The following is a 13,564-nucleotide window of genomic DNA, read 5'->3' on the forward strand; positions in this document are numbered from 1 at the left end:
CACGGGCCTTTGTCCTCACGGGCCGCTGGCATATCGCCTGCTAGCGGATAGGACGTCCATAGAGTTGTACCTATGGCCTCTGTGTTTCCGTGGTGACGAACGGAAGGTACTTCCGGGCTGGGCGGGAGGAGGACGGGATGGGGTTGGGCGACAAGGCGGAACGCCGGGACGTGGTGTCCTTCTATGCGCTGACCGCCTTCGCGGCGCTGCTGTACATGGTGCCGCAGGCGTGGATACCCGCGTTGGCGCCGTTGCGGCTGGCGCTGCTGACATCGGGGTTGGCGGCGGGGTTCATGGCGTTGAGGCGGGTGGGGCGCGCGGAGCCGCTCTCCTTCGATGGGATGCGCGGGGTGGCGCTGCTGTGCTTCGCGGGGCTGGCGCTGGCCTCGGTGACGTGGTCGGTGAATCCGGAGGTGAGCCGCTTCACGGCCATCGAGCTGCTGAAGCTGACGGCCATCTACCTGACGCTGGTGAACGTGGTGACCACGCCCAAGCGGCTGGCGGTGGTGTGCGGGGCGGTGGTGGTGGCCTCGATGGTGACGTCCCAGGGCGTCCTCCACACGTACTTCACCGGCACGCCCGAGACGCTGGTGGAGGGCTACCGCGCGCACTGGGTGGAGGTGTACGCGGACCCCAACCGCTCGGCGATGAACCTGGCGCTGGTGGTGCCGCTGGCGGTGGCCTTCCTGGCGCGCAAGGAGAGCGGCTGGCTGTGGCGCGGGGCGTGCGCGCTGGCCATCGCCCTGGCGGTGGTGGCCATCGTCTTCACCTACTCGCGCGGTGGCTTCATCGGCCTGTCGGTGGCCATGGCCCTGTGGGCGATGCGTGAGCAGAAGAAGCTGCGCTCGGTGCTGCTGGGCGTGGCGCTCGCGCTGGGCCTGGTGGTGTTCGCGCCCAAGAGCTACTGGGAGCGCAACCAGACGGTGGCCACCTTCCAGGAGGACGCCTCGGCCATGGGCCGCGTGTACGCGTGGCAGGTGACGTCGCGCATCAGCCTGGACAAGCCGCTGCTGGGCGTGGGCGTGGGCGCCTTCCGCTACGCCTGGCACCTGTACGCGCCTCCCCAGGCCACGCGCGCCTACGTGGCGCACAACGTCTTCCTGGACGTGATTGGAGAGCTGGGCTGGTTGGGCCTGGGGCTCTTCCTGCTGTTCGCCGGAGGCGCGACGGGAGGGGCCTTCGAGGCCTCGCGCAACTCGCGGGTGGGGTGGCTGGCCCGAGGGCTGGCGGCCTCCATGGCGGGCTATCTCATCTGTCAGTTGTTCGCCGGGTACATCCTCTCCGCGCACCTGTACGTGCTGTTCGGCCTGGCGGCCTGCGCGCAGCGCATCGCCCGGGCGGCGGAGGCGGAGGAGCCGTCGAAGGTTCCAGAGGTCAAGGGTCGGCTGGTCGCGAGCTGGGAGGGCTCCAACCATGCGGCGTGAGGAAGCACGGATGGCGGAGGAACCCCTGCGCCTGGTGCAGTTCACCAAGTCGTTCCACATCGGAGGGACGGAAGTCCAGGTGGTGGAGTTGCTGAGGGGCCTGCCGCCCAGCTACCGCGTGCAGCTGGCGGTGCTGCAGGACCAGGGGCCGTTGATGGAGTCGGTGCTGAAGCTCGGCTTCGCGCCGGAGGTGTTCCCCCTGAATGGCTCGCTGGCGCGGCCCAACTCGGCGCTGCAGGTGCTGCGGCTGGCGCGGTGGTTCCACGGCCAGCGGGTGGAGCTGGTGCACGCGCACGACTTCTACTCGACCATGCTGGTGGTGCCCGCGGCGAAGCTGGCGGGGACGAAGGTGATCGTCGGGCGGTTGGACCTGGCGCACTGGCACGGGACGGCGAGGCGGGCGCTGCTGCGCAGCCTCACGCGCATGGCGGACCACGTGGTGGGCAACGCCGAGGCCATCCGCCGCATGCTGGTGGAGGAGGAGGGGCTGCCGCCGGACCGGGTGTCCGTCATCCCCAACGGCCTGGACCTGGCGCGCTTCGATGCGCGGATGCGCGAGGGATTGAAGGCCCCGCTGCCGGACACGCGGGGCGCGCCGGCGGTGGTGCACGTGGCGAACATGAACCACCCGGTGAAGCGGCAGGAGGATCTGCTGCGGGCGCTGGCGATGGTGCGCCTCAAGGGACAGGTGTTGCACGCCTTCCTGGTGGGGGATGGCCCGCGGCGGCCGGAGCTGGAGCGGCTGGCGGGCTCGCTGGGGCTGACGGACACGGTGCACTTCCTGGGACACCGGGCGGACGTGCCGGCCATCCATGCCCGGGCGGACTTCGGGGTGCTGTGCTCCACGGCGGAGGGCATGTCCAACGCGGTGATGGAGGGCATGGCGGCGGGGCTGCCCATGGTGGTGACGCGGGTGGGCGGCAACCCGGAGCTGGTGGCGGACGGGGAGCGGGGCCTGGTGGTGCCGCCCCTGAGGCCCCAGGCCATGAGCGAGGCCTTCGGCACGCTGCTGGCGGACCGGGAGCTGGGCCGCCGCATGGGCGCCGAGGCGCGCGCCTTCGTGGAGCGCGAGCTGTCCCTGGAGCGGCTGGTGCGCCGGCACGACGTGTTATACCGGCGGGTCGCGCGGGGCGGGTGAAATCGTTTTTCCGGCGCCTCGTAGGAGAGGGGGACAACCTTCACCTACGAGGCCTCCGCCGTGAATCTCGCCCTGCTGCTGCTCCTTGCCGCCACGCCCGCCCCTCAGTCCTGGCGGTTCGAGACCGATGGCACGCCGAAGGTGAGCGTCTCCAACGTCAACGGCTCCATCCAGGTGGACGCGGTGAACGGGAAGACCGTCTCGGTCGAGGTGACGCAGAAGGGCGGTGACGCCGAGCGCGCCCAGTACCCCATCGAGGTGAAGCAGGACGGGGACGAGGTGACGGTACGGATGTGCTGCGGCTCCTGCTCGAAGAAGCTCTCCAACTGCAACAACCCGCCGGAGGCGCACTTCGTGGTGAAGGTACCGCGCGACTCCTCGCTGGAGGCGAGCTCGGTGAACGCGCCGGTGAAGGTGTCCGGCGTGACGGGCGAGCAGGAGGTGTCGGTGGTGGCCGGTGACGTGTCGGTGAAGGGCTCGCGCGGCAAGCTCGAGGTGGCCGCGGTGAGCGGCAACGTGGAGCTGGTGCCCGAGGCGCTCGGGGACACCGAGGTGAGCACCGTGTCCGGCAACGTGAAGCTGAAGCTGCCCAGGGGCGCGGGCGCCAACGTGGAGTTCTCCTCGGTGGGCGGCAGCTTCAACGGGCGCGATGTGAGCCTGGGCTCCACCCGCCAGAAGTACGGCAACGGCGAGCACGACGTGGAGGTGAGCACCGTGGGCGGAGCTCTCGACGTGCAATCCGAGCAATAGTTGTTGTAGAAATCACTTCACGCCCCGTGCGTCCACAGGGCGGTGAGAGGCGCTCGCCGGTTGCACTCCAAGGAGCCGGCGAGCGCCTTGTTTTTCGGAGGCCTTCACCGCCTCGGTGGGTGGGCTCCACCTGCTGTGACCGCGCAGCGTAGAGGGGGGAAAAAGGAGCCACTCCGGCTGGGGCTGTGCCGCCACGCCCTCCCTGCCAGCCGCCTGGACCTGGCTGGCACTGGCCTCGTTGCTCGGCGGGCGAGGGCTCAGCTCTCCCCGGAAGCCTGGTGGCCCCGCTCCTGCTCACCGCGGCCGTGCGCCCCCACGTGCCTGATTCCTCCCCGCGGGCTACAGCTCCTCAGGGGGGGTGTCACTCTGGCAATACACACCCGAAAGGACCTGGAGGGAATAGGTTTGTGAGCTGCTGGGCCCGGACAGCAGATAGAAGGTGTGGGGTCCGGGCGCGAGCGACACGCTGAGCGTGTACTTGCGGATGGCGGAGGTCGTGGGCGAGGGCGACTGCACTCCCGTGAGGTTCCCGTCAACGAGCATGGACAAGCTGGTGTAATACAGTGCGGTGGTCGAGTTCAGCTTGACGCTCACGACACTGCCTCGTTGAGAGTAGCAGTGCGACCAGCTATCGGCGATGATCAAGGGCCCCAGCAATTGCGCCGTCTCTTGCTCCGGGCCAGGGGATTTCCAGGACACCAGCAAGAACGTCGAAGCCATCAGGATGATCCGGGCGGTCACCATGTGAGTGATTCCTTTTGAGGCGGGTTCACTCACCAGCCTAGCACGATTTTCATGGAAAACGGCTTTTTGTGGGTGGTGGGTGGCAAGATGGGTGAAGTCCTACGAAATGCCCCGCCGGAGCTACCCCACGCTCGCTGAACTGCTCGCCCCGGGACGGCGCCGCGCCGAAGTAGCGGCAGGCTCGGCTCGACGTCCTGGCCCGTGCCTGGTGTGGAGGCAGGCGCCGGGTGTTGGCGTAGGTGACAGCAGCCGGCGGGGATGCTCGCTCGTCACGGGGGTGCCTACCTTGTCCTGAAGGATCATCGCTGCCTGGCTGCCAGGCAGGGGGTGAGACGTGGGCAAGTGGCTGGGGCTGGCTTTCGTGGCACTGCTGGTGCTTCTCGGGCTGGGGGCGGTGGGCTCGTACAACTCCCTGGTGCGGCTCGAGCAGGCGGTGGACGCGCAGTGGGGCCAGGTGGAGAACGTGTACCAGCGCCGGTTGGATCTGGTGCCCAACCTCGTCGCCACGGTGAAGGGCGCCGCCAGCTTCGAACAGCAGACCTTGACCCAGGTGATCGAAGCGCGGGCGAAGGCCAGCCAGGTGAGCCTCACGGCGAGCAGGGAGCTGCTCGAGGAGCCCGCGGCCTTCCAGCGGTTCCAACAGGCGCAGCAGAACCTCTCGGGCGCGCTGTCGCGGCTGCTGGTGACGGTGGAGCGCTACCCCGAGCTGCGCGCGACGGAGAACTTCCGCGAGCTGCAAGCGCAGCTGGAGGGAACGGAGAACCGCATCGCGGTGGAGCGGATGCGCTTCAACGATGCGGCGCGGGCCTTCAACACCCGGCGCAACAGCTTCCCCACGGTCCTCTTCGCCGGATTCTTCGGCCACCGGTTCGCCGAACGGCCGTACTTCCAGGCGGAGCCAGGGGCGAGCAAAGCCCCCCAGGTGCGGTTCTAGGCCGTGCACACGAAGGCGCGAGGGGCGGGGCTGGCCGCCATCCTCCTGGGCCTCGCGGCGCTCGCGGCCTCGTTCCAGCCGCCTCCGGCACCGGCACGCTGGGTCACCGACACCGTGGGCTTCCTCTCGGAGCCGACGCGGCGCGCCCTGGATGCACGGCTCGAGCGGTACGAGCGGGACACGGGCCGCCAGGTGATTGTCTGGATTGGCGAGAGCACCGGGGACGTCCCGCTCGAGGAGTGGGCCGCACGGACCTTCGAGGCGTGGGGGATTGGCGGCAAGGGGCGGGACGATGGCGCCGCGCTCTTCGTGTTCGCCAAGGATCGCCGGCTCCGGATCGAGGTGGGCTACGGCCTCGAGCCGGTGGTGCCGGATGCCATCGCCTCGCGGCTCATCCAGCAGGAGGCGACTCCCCGGCTTCGGGCGGGGGATCCGGATGGGGCGGTGAGCGCCACCGTCGGGGCCTTGCTGGGGGCGCTCGGCGGAGAGACCTCTCCCCCGCCCGCCGCGCCCCCCGTCCGCCCCTCCCTCCCCGCGCTCGGAACGGGACAGCTCATCCTGTTCGGGGTGCTGGGTCTGCTCCTGCTCGTGTTCCTCGTCACCCACCCGCGCATGGCGCTCTTCCTGCTCTTCCAGATCATGAGCAGTAGTGGCTCGGGAGGTGGACGGCGCGGCGGAGGGGGCGGCGGATTCCGCGGAGGCGGTGGGCGCTCGGGCGGCGGAGGCGCGAGTGGTTCCTGGTGAGAGGAGGCGGAGCACACATGGGGCCGATGACCCGAAGGCAGATCCTCCAGCGGATGGAGCTCCCACGGGTGGAGGAGGCGCTGCGGGCCGCCGAGCGGCGAAGCTCGGGGGAGATCCGCGTCTCGCTCGTGCCCTTCTTCTGGGGAGACGTGAGGCGCGCGGCCGAGCGCGCCTTCCACCGGCTGGGGATGACGGCCACGCGCGAGCGCAATGGGGTGCTCATCTTCGTCGTCCCGGCGCGGCGCCGGTTCGCCATCATCGGGGATGAAGGCATCCACGCCCGGGTGGGACAGGACTTCTGGGAGCACGTGTCACGACTCCTCGCCAGACACTTCCAGGCCGGAGACTTCACCACCGGGCTGGTGGAGGGCATCCGGGAGATTGGCGAGCGGCTCGCCGTGCACTTCCCGTCCGCTGGCCCCCGCGACGAGAACGAGCTGCCCGACGAGGTGGACCTGGGCCAGCCCGTGTAACGCATTCACGTTTCGCTGGCTTGCACTCACGGCAAGGACTCCCCGGGCGGCCGCTGGACGGGCGAGGTGGCGCGCGAGCCCATGGCCGAGGTGGATCGCCACGCCGGGCGGAAAATGTTGATTTCAGTGCAATCAAGGAATATAGGAGATGGCCGCGAAACACACATTCCGTGTGAAACTTGATGGGAGTCACCATGAGCATTCGTTCCAACTCGACCACCTGGGGACAGGCGCTGGCGGCGGCCGCTGCGCTGGGACTGCTGGGGCCTGCCACTGCCTCCGCGATGACGCTGCCCGGCCTCAACATGGACGGCTATTGCAAGCAGACCTACGGCTCCTCCGCGTATGCGACGCTGACGCAGAACAACGCTTTTGGTTGGACCTGCCGCCTCAACGGCTCTGACTACTCCATGAACCTCAACGCCGCGTGCCAGCAGCAGCACACGGGCGGGTACTCGGCGGACTATCTCAACTATTCCGACCCCTACTCCTGGTACTGCACGCTGCGCACGACGTACAGCAGCATGAACGGCAGCAGCCTCACCCAGTACGTGTGGAGGGGAACGAAGATCGCGCTGATGACGACGGATCGTGCCTGTTCCACGCCCTCGCTGATGAAGATCGTCGACGGGGTGGACCTCGGGTACACCTTCTACCGGAACGCCACCAACCGGGATCCCCAGACCTGGACTCCCACCGTCTACCAGGGGCGGAACGTCATGGCCGGGCTGCCCTCGGGCACCCTGAGCGCCTGCGGTACCAACTTCAGCGCCTGCGGTTATATCGGCTTCACCGGTGTCGAGTTCCGCGACACCACCTTCAACACCCTCTGCAACGCCGCCAACGGCGATCAGTACGATCAGACGCCGTACTACGAGCTGGGCCGCAACTTCTGGTTCTACGGCGACAAGCTCGAGTACAAGGGGACGGATGACACGGGCTCCATCACGACCGGGTACGCGGTGGCGATGCGCTTCCTGGCCATGGACTACGCGGGAGTGAGCGCGAAGGGGGCCCCGTTCGGCTCGACGTCCTTCTCCACCATGCGCTCGGCCATCACGGGGCTGGTGGACACCTACCGCACCAACTCGTCCCTCACCTGGAGCAACACGCTCAAGCTCGGCACGGCGCCGTCCAATTCCTATGGCCTGAAGGGCACGGACTTCTTCGCTTCCTTCGTGCTGCGCCTGCACCGCGTGCATGGCTCCAACTTCATCAACCAGCTCTGGCAGAAGGCGGCCCTCCGGGGGAACGCCGCCACCACCCAGGATGCGGTGGACAACTTCGTCATCGCCGCCAGCCAGGCCGCCAACGCCAACCTGTACAATCTCTTCAGCACCACCTGGAAGTGGCCGGTGAGCAGCACCGCGCAGAGCTACCTCCAGAGCACGCTCGGCAGCCCGGTGAGCACCACGCCGTACCTCTGACGGTTCCGGGGCTCTTCTCCTCCGCGCTCCTGGCCTCCCGAGGCCGGAGCGCGGAGTCGTTTGGGCCCGTCATCCGCATCCGCGAGGAGGAGCGGAAGCGCATCTTCGGGCGCTTCGAGCGCGCGGTGCCGGCCCGGCACTTCGGAGGCGTGGGCCTGAGGACTGTGCGTGAAGATCAGGAGCGGTATAACCGGAAAGGTGTGCTATACCGGGAATACTGGAGGAGGCGATGAACGAGATGCGAGGGCAGTCCTGGAAGAGGAAGGGGCGGCAGGCCCTGGCCGTGCTGGCACTCACCCTGGGGGCCTGCGGGCCGGCGCAGCCGCTCGATGAGGGCGAGGCGCAGTGGCCGGCGGAGGTGACGGGCCATGAGGTGACGGGCCATGAGGTGACGCCCACGGGCCCCTTCTTCAATGACGCACCGCTGGAGCCCCCCTCCCGCCCGGGTGGAGTGCGTGCGCTGGCCACCTGTGATCCCAACGCGCTCTCCCTCACGTGGCCCCTGCGCAACTCCGGCGGGACGTCCTGGGTGGTGAACAACTGGGTGGATGACAACCAGACCGCCGGCACCATCCAGGACTTCATGGGGAACACGGGCGGTCTGGCCGCCACCTACGACAACCACGGCGGCATCGACATCGACACCGCGTCCTTCGCCGAGACGGACAACGACTCGGCCCTGGTGTACTCGGCCTCCCCCGGCGTGGTGGAGAGCGTCGTGGACAGCCGGTACGACCGCAACGACGCGTGCCTCGACGGCGGCTGGAACGCCGTCACCGTGCGGCACGCCAACGGCTTCCTGCTCATGTACGGCCACATCAAGCGCGGCTCGGCGCGCGTCAAGGTGGGGGACACGGTGCAGACGGGCACCCTGCTGGCCACCGTGGCCAGCTCGGGCTGCTCGACGAACCAGCACCTGCACTTCGAGGTGCGCGACTGCAACAACCGCATCGTCGACACGATGCGCAGGACCTCCAACACCTGGGTCCAGGGCGTGCCCGATGATCCCTGGACCAACGCCCCCGCCTACTACGGGCCGCCCGGCGTGCTCGCCATCCGCCTCGCCCAGGACAGCTACCCCGACTGGTGGCGGATCAACGAGCCCCGCTACGACGTCGGCGTCTTCAAGCCCGGCAGCCCCTTCTACGTGGGCATCGGGCTGTCGGCGCTCGGCTCCAACATCAACGGCCCGGGCGTGACGGCACCGCCCCGCGGCGCCGATACGCTCAGCTTCGTCATCAAACGGCCGGATGGCACCGTCTTCGCCGGCCCGGTGACGTGGAGCCCCGGCTCCGGCAGCCGCTACAGCCACAAGTACACGTCCTGGGGGAGCTGGACGCTGCCGGACCTCCCCGGCCGCTGGCGCGTGGAGGCGAGTGTCAACGGCGTGCTGTACCGCGTGCGCTACTTCACCGTCGCCGACGCGGAGCAGCACACCTCCCGGCTGGGGGACCAGGTGCTCATCAGCCGGCTCCCCGAGGCCTCCGTCCAGAACGTCCTCGGCGAGATGTCCACGCTCGGCCGCCGGCCGGTGCGCCTGGACGCGTACGACGTCAACGGCTCCGTCTATTTCAACCTGCTCTTCAAGTCCGCGGATGGCGTGAAGTGGTCGGCGAAGACGGGCCTGGATGGCAGCCAGTACCAGAGCGAGTTCGATCTCCAGGTGGGCACCTACCAGCGCCGGCCGGTGTCGCTGGACAGCTACGTGAGCGGCGGCGTCCTGCGCTACGCCTCGCTCTTCACCGACGAGCCGGGCCCGGCCTGGTTCGCGGAGCACCAGCGGACGGACGCCCAGCAGGCGGCGACCCAGAGCGGCCTGGCCACGGGGTGGAGGCCGGTCATCGTGTCGGGCGCCACCGTGAACGGGACGCGCTACTACGCCTCGGTCTACCAGTACGAGCCGGGCGTCGCGTGGGCCGCGGACAACCACCTCACCCAGAGCGAGTACCAGACGATGTTCAATGCCCAGATGGCGCTGGGCCGCGCCCCCGTCTACCTGGACGGCTATGTCGACGGAGGCGTGGCGCGGCTGTCCGCCATCTTCGCGCCCATCCCCACCGCCCTGGTGGCCCGCCACAACCTGACGGCCCCGTGGCTGCGGCTCGACATGCGCCAGTACGACGACGACGGCTTCGCCGCCACCGTCCTCACCGGGTACTCGAACGGCGGCACCCCGACCTTCGCCGCCGTGTGGCAGCGGCCCTCCCTGTCCTTCAGCGCCTCGGGAGCCGTCCCGGACCGGATGTGCCTGTCCGTGAACGAGCCGGGCGATGCCGTGTGGAGCAACAACTACCTGTGCGGGGACAGCTCCGTGGACTACCCGCTGCGCTGGTTCACCTCCGGCGTGAGCGGCCTGGACCTCACGCAGCAGACCTGCACCCTCATCCGCGAGCCGAGCGATCCGGACGGCTGGGACAACAACTACCTGTGCCGGACGAACCGCAGCAACCTGCGGCTGAGCTGGACGAGCGTGGGCGCACCGCCCGGCAATGGTGAGCAGTGCGTGAGGTGGTACGAAGGCTCGGACGTGGCGGAGGGCTGGGACGACAACTATCTGTGCTACGGCACCGTCCCCAGCAACGACCCGTGCGCCAACGCCATCGAGCTCCCGGTGCAGCCGGGGACGCTGTCGCTGACGGGCTCCACGGAGCGCGCCTCCCAGGATGGGCTCCCCTCGTGCTCGGCCGCCAGCGACGTGTTCTACAAGTTCACCCTCACTTCCTCGAGGACGGTGACGCTCGACACCTTCGGCTCCGGCTACGACACGTACGTGGGAATCACCCAGAGCTGCGGCCAGGCGCCCCTGGCGTGCAACGATGACAGCGACGGCACGCGCCAGTCCAAGCTCACCCAGACGCTCGCGCCCGGTACCTACTACGTGACGGTGGGTGGGTACTCGACCTTCACCGGCGACTACACCCTCAACTTCACCCGTTAGTCCCACGGGAGGGCGGGCCGCCACTCGCGGGCGGTGGCCTGCCCCTCCCGGTTGGCGCCCGAGACGGCGAGGGGGGAGACGCTCAGGCCAGAGCACCTCTCCCCTGATTGAGCCGGCCTGCCGCCATCCTCTCAGGGCGTGGAGGGCTGGGGCTGAGCCGTGCCCGGGTGGTGGAACAGCTTCTTGAGGCCCTTGCCCATCCGCTTGAAGTCGATCACCGCGCCCAGGCCGAGCGTGGGGCCGCAGCCGACCGCGCACCCCACGTCCGCATCGAGCTCGAAGCGCCCGCTCTGCATGCCCGCGCCGAACTTGAACTCCGTGCCCACCCCCGTCATCACGCCCGCGCCGCCCGTCACCGTCACCGGGCCCATCGCCACCTGTCCCTGTGCCTTGGCCTCGGCCCCCGCCTTGGCCTCGTAGCCGGCCTTCACCAGGGCCGTGCCGTGCTTCGGATCGAACGCCGCCGTGCCCGTCGCCCCGGCCCAGACGCCCGCCTTGCCCTCGGCCTTGCCCGCCGCGTGGCCATGCCGGCCGAGCTGCTGGTGCAGCTCCAGCTCCGCCGCCGCTCCCGTCAGCACCTCGCCATTGGCGTGCAGCACCGCCTGCTTGTTCTTCCGGTGCAACAGGGCACCCGCCTCGGCCTCGGCCTTGGTGCCCACGGTGAGGGTGCCCTCCACACGGCCCTCGCCGAGCTTGTTCTTCCACTGCTTCTTGCCCTCCGCGGACAGCAGGTGGGCTTCCAGTTCCGCCTTGCCGTGGGCCTGGTGGTGGCCGGGCTCGCTGTGCACGTACGCCGAGGCCTCCGCCTTCCCATGCGGTCCGGCCTTCACCTCGAGCGCCGTGCCGCCGCCGAAGACCTGGGGCTTGCCGAACTCCCGCTCGAGCTTCTGCTCGAACTTCGTCGTCCCCGGGGCGCCCGTGGGCCTGGCCGGGAACGTGTAGTTGGCTCCCACGCCGCCGAAGGTCAGGTCCGTCGAGCCCAAGGACACCTTGCCTGCCTCGGAGTGCGTGAAGGCATCCAGGGGCTGCGTCAGCGTGTGGGCGGAGGGCGGCTTCGCGGGGGGGGCGGCGGGCGGCGGCGGGGGGGTGCCCTGGGCCGGCGGGGCCGGCGGAGTGCGGGAGAAGTACTGGGCGTTGGTGCGCTGCAGCGGAGGCGGGGGGGTGCCCTGGGCCGGCGGGGTCGACGGAGTGCGGGAGAAGTACTGGGCGTTGGTGCGCTGCAGTGGGGCGGACGTCTTCATGGTGGGCCTCCTGGGGTTGCCGAGGCCCTGGTGCAGTCACCGTGCCAGCCCGGGTCTGGCGCTTCTTCCCTCTGGAGGCGGCGGGCCCGTGGGCCGTCCACCGTGCTTCCAGGTGGTGACTGCTGTCTCCATGTGGTGACTGCTGTCACCAGGTTGTATTCGTTGTCACATCCATGCAGCCCCGTCCCCGGCGCGTCCGGGTCACCCTCACCAGCGACAGGAGGGCCAGCGCGAGCCCGCCGGGGGAGGTGGTCCCGTGTGCCGCGCACCCGCCCGGCCCGGCCGCCCGGCAGAGCTCGAAGCGGGCCTGGCCGAAGTCCTCCTCCTGGCACGAGAAGCCCGCGGGACACGAGGTGGCATCTTCCGGGGAGCAGTGGCGCGTGCACGTGCCTTCGGGGGCCTGCTCGCGGCGTGCGCACCAGCCCGAGGCGCACTGCGCGTCGTGCCCGCACCGGGCCCCGAGTGCCCCGGGCGAGGGCGCGGCGTGGACGCACCACCCCTGCGCCTCGCAGACCAGCCCGCCGGGGCAATCCCCGTCCGCGGCGCACCGCCGGGAGCAGAACGAGAGGGCCGGCTCATCCGGCGCCGGACGGCACGGGCCCTCGAGGCAGACGGTTCCGGGGAAGCAGCGCTCACCCGTGGTGGCGCCGTCGACTCCTCGCACGAAGGGCTCCAGGAAGTCCGGTGCGTACGCGTCGATGCGCATGAACACCGCCCAGTCGGAGCACGTCGGCTCCCCGGTGGAGGTGATGCCGACGAGCACCTCGCCTCCCTCCACGCCGCTCAGGGCCGCGCCCCCGGAGTCTCCCTGACACACCTGGGCCGGGGCCGGCTCCGTCCGGAAGCGGGTGTCGCCGGCGTGGACGACGCGCGCGCTCCCCTCGCGCCGCAGGGGGTCTCCCTCTCCGAAGTGGGTATGGCCATAGCCGACGACGGTGACGCTTGCCCCCTGCTCGCCAGCTCCGGGCGGCAATGGCCCCAGCGGTACGGGCCGCGCGGTGGCCACCGGCTGGCCGAGCAGCAGCACCGCTACGTCATTCTGGCTCGTGAGTGGATTCCACGCGGGGTGGGCCACCTGCTCGATGGCCACCAGGTATTCCCTCCAGTCCGAGGGATCGGGCCCCACGATGACGTGCAACGGCTCGTTGCGCAGACAGTGCGCGGCGGTCACCACGACCCGGGGGGCGATGAGTGTCCCGCTGCAGGTGACCCCGGCGTGGGGACTGAGGAGCGCGACGATGGCGTCGCGCCGGGTGTCGAGCGTTCCGTTCCGGATGAGGGCCCGGCGCTCGGGCGAGGCCTCCGCGGGGAGCCACCCCAGCAGCAGGATGCCAAGGAGGACTCGTGCCAGGGTGCGCATCATGCTCCTTGCTCGGCACCGGGGATGGCCGGGCCATCCGCTCACTCAGAAGCCGAAGCCCGCGTCCCAGCCCGTACCCGTGCCCGCGTCCCAGTCGGTGCTCGCGTCCCAGTCGGTGCTCGTGCCCGCGTCCCAGTCCGTGCCCGTGCCCGCGTCCCAGTCGGTGCCCGCGTCCCAGTCCGTGCTCGCGTCCCAGTCCGTGCTCGCGTCCCAGTCCGTGCTCGCGTCCCAGTCCGTGCTCGCGTCCCAGTCCGTGCCCGCGTCCCAGTCCGTGCTCGCGTCCCAGTCGGTGCCCGTGCCCGCGTCCCCGTCGGTGCCCGTGCCCGCGTCCCCGTCGGTGCCCGTGCCCGCGTCCCCGTCGGTGCCCGTGCCCGCGTCCCCGTCGGTGCCC

12 protein-coding genes and 1 pseudogene are annotated in these 13,564 nt (G+C 69.9%); 9 read left to right on the plus strand and 4 right to left on the minus strand.

Annotated features, from left to right (window positions below):
• Positions 1 to 137 precede the first annotated feature (137 nt).
• The 3 genes from AC16DP_RS15090 to AC16DP_RS15100 are packed head-to-tail and all read left to right on the plus strand — an operon-like array spanning position 138 to position 3,312.
• Positions 138 to 1,424 carry an O-antigen ligase family protein gene (locus AC16DP_RS15090; protein ID WP_329732726.1) on the plus strand — a complete coding sequence of 429 codons (1,287 nt, stop codon included), beginning with the start codon at positions 138 to 140 and terminating at the stop codon, positions 1,422 to 1,424.
• A complete protein-coding gene (locus tag AC16DP_RS15095; protein ID WP_329732725.1) occupies positions 1,414 to 2,562 on the plus strand; it encodes a glycosyltransferase in 1,149 nt (382 codons plus the stop codon). Before AC16DP_RS15090 ends, AC16DP_RS15095 begins: the two co-directional genes overlap by 11 nt.
• Before the next feature lie 60 nt (positions 2,563 to 2,622).
• On the plus strand, positions 2,623 to 3,312 hold the full coding sequence (locus AC16DP_RS15100) for a DUF4097 family beta strand repeat-containing protein (RefSeq protein WP_329732724.1): 690 nt from the start codon (positions 2,623 to 2,625) through the stop codon (positions 3,310 to 3,312).
• Between the two features lie 339 nt (positions 3,313 to 3,651).
• Here AC16DP_RS15100 and AC16DP_RS15105 read toward each other — a convergent pair whose 3' ends face one another.
• The gene (locus AC16DP_RS15105; RefSeq protein ID WP_329732723.1) at positions 3,652 to 4,056 is read right to left on the minus strand and encodes a hypothetical protein; all 405 of its coding nucleotides are present in this window, start codon (positions 4,054 to 4,056) and stop codon (positions 3,652 to 3,654) included.
• Between the two features lie 334 nt (positions 4,057 to 4,390).
• On the opposite strand from AC16DP_RS15105, the gene AC16DP_RS15110 reads away from it, so the two are divergent.
• The 5 genes from AC16DP_RS15110 (at position 4,391) to AC16DP_RS15130 (ending at position 10,572) form a co-directional block, all read left to right on the plus strand.
• The gene (locus AC16DP_RS15110) at positions 4,391 to 4,990 is read left to right on the plus strand and encodes a LemA family protein (protein ID WP_329732722.1); all 600 of its coding nucleotides are present in this window, start codon (positions 4,391 to 4,393) and stop codon (positions 4,988 to 4,990) included.
• Between the two features lie 3 nt (positions 4,991 to 4,993).
• A complete protein-coding gene (locus tag AC16DP_RS15115; RefSeq protein ID WP_329732721.1) occupies positions 4,994 to 5,734 on the plus strand; it encodes a TPM domain-containing protein in 741 nt (246 codons plus the stop codon).
• A gap of 17 nt (positions 5,735 to 5,751) precedes the next feature.
• Positions 5,752 to 6,207: a TPM domain-containing protein gene (locus tag AC16DP_RS15120; protein ID WP_329732720.1), complete on the plus strand. Its 456-nt coding sequence runs from the start codon at positions 5,752 to 5,754 to the stop codon at positions 6,205 to 6,207.
• 194 nt (positions 6,208 to 6,401) lie between these two features.
• Positions 6,402 to 7,634 (plus strand): calcium-binding protein, encoded by a 1,233-nt coding sequence (locus AC16DP_RS15125; RefSeq protein WP_329732719.1) that lies wholly within the window; start codon positions 6,402 to 6,404, stop codon positions 7,632 to 7,634.
• A gap of 229 nt (positions 7,635 to 7,863) precedes the next feature.
• Positions 7,864 to 10,572, plus strand: coding sequence for a peptidoglycan DD-metalloendopeptidase family protein (locus AC16DP_RS15130; RefSeq protein ID WP_329732718.1), 2,709 nt, complete (start codon positions 7,864 to 7,866; stop codon positions 10,570 to 10,572).
• A 131-nt stretch (positions 10,573 to 10,703) separates the two neighbouring features.
• Here the strand turns inward: AC16DP_RS15130 and AC16DP_RS15135 are convergent, their stop codons facing one another.
• On the minus strand, positions 10,704 to 11,360 hold the full coding sequence (locus AC16DP_RS15135; RefSeq protein ID WP_414640789.1) for a hypothetical protein: 657 nt from the start codon (positions 11,358 to 11,360) through the stop codon (positions 10,704 to 10,706).
• 220 nt (positions 11,361 to 11,580) lie between these two features.
• Here AC16DP_RS15135 and AC16DP_RS15140 point away from each other — a divergent pair, with 220 nt between their 5' ends.
• Positions 11,581 to 11,952 carry a hypothetical protein gene (locus AC16DP_RS15140; RefSeq protein WP_414640788.1) on the plus strand — a complete coding sequence of 124 codons (372 nt, stop codon included), beginning with the start codon at positions 11,581 to 11,583 and terminating at the stop codon, positions 11,950 to 11,952.
• 6 nt (positions 11,953 to 11,958) lie between these two features.
• On the opposite strand, the gene AC16DP_RS15145 is transcribed toward AC16DP_RS15140, so the two are convergent.
• Both AC16DP_RS15145 and AC16DP_RS15150 read right to left on the minus strand, forming a co-directional pair.
• Positions 11,959 to 13,176: a S1 family peptidase gene (locus AC16DP_RS15145; protein ID WP_329732716.1), complete on the minus strand. Its 1,218-nt coding sequence runs from the start codon at positions 13,174 to 13,176 to the stop codon at positions 11,959 to 11,961.
• A 42-nt stretch (positions 13,177 to 13,218) separates the two neighbouring features.
• Positions 13,219 to 13,564 (minus strand): annotated as a pseudogene (locus tag AC16DP_RS15150) (endonuclease/exonuclease/phosphatase family protein); the annotation flags it as partial.

The organism is Archangium sp. (assembly GCF_057119385.1).

What these genes read in the sequence shown, in the direction of transcription:
- AC16DP_RS15090 (WP_329732726.1), top strand. Translation starts at nt 138, where the DNA reads ATGGGGTTGGGCGACAAGGCGGAACGCCGGGACGTGGTGTCCTTCTAT.
- AC16DP_RS15095 (WP_329732725.1), top strand. Translation starts at nt 1,414, where the DNA reads ATGCGGCGTGAGGAAGCACGGATGGCGGAGGAACCCCTGCGCCTGGTG.
- AC16DP_RS15105 (WP_329732723.1), bottom strand. Translation starts at nt 4,056, where the DNA reads ATGGTGACCGCCCGGATCATCCTGATGGCTTCGACGTTCTTGCTGGTG.
- AC16DP_RS15120 (WP_329732720.1), top strand. Translation starts at nt 5,752, where the DNA reads ATGGGGCCGATGACCCGAAGGCAGATCCTCCAGCGGATGGAGCTCCCA.
- AC16DP_RS15125 (WP_329732719.1), top strand. Translation starts at nt 6,402, where the DNA reads ATGAGCATTCGTTCCAACTCGACCACCTGGGGACAGGCGCTGGCGGCG.
- AC16DP_RS15130 (WP_329732718.1), top strand. Translation starts at nt 7,864, where the DNA reads ATGAACGAGATGCGAGGGCAGTCCTGGAAGAGGAAGGGGCGGCAGGCC.
- AC16DP_RS15145 (WP_329732716.1), bottom strand. Translation starts at nt 13,176, where the DNA reads ATGATGCGCACCCTGGCACGAGTCCTCCTTGGCATCCTGCTGCTGGGG.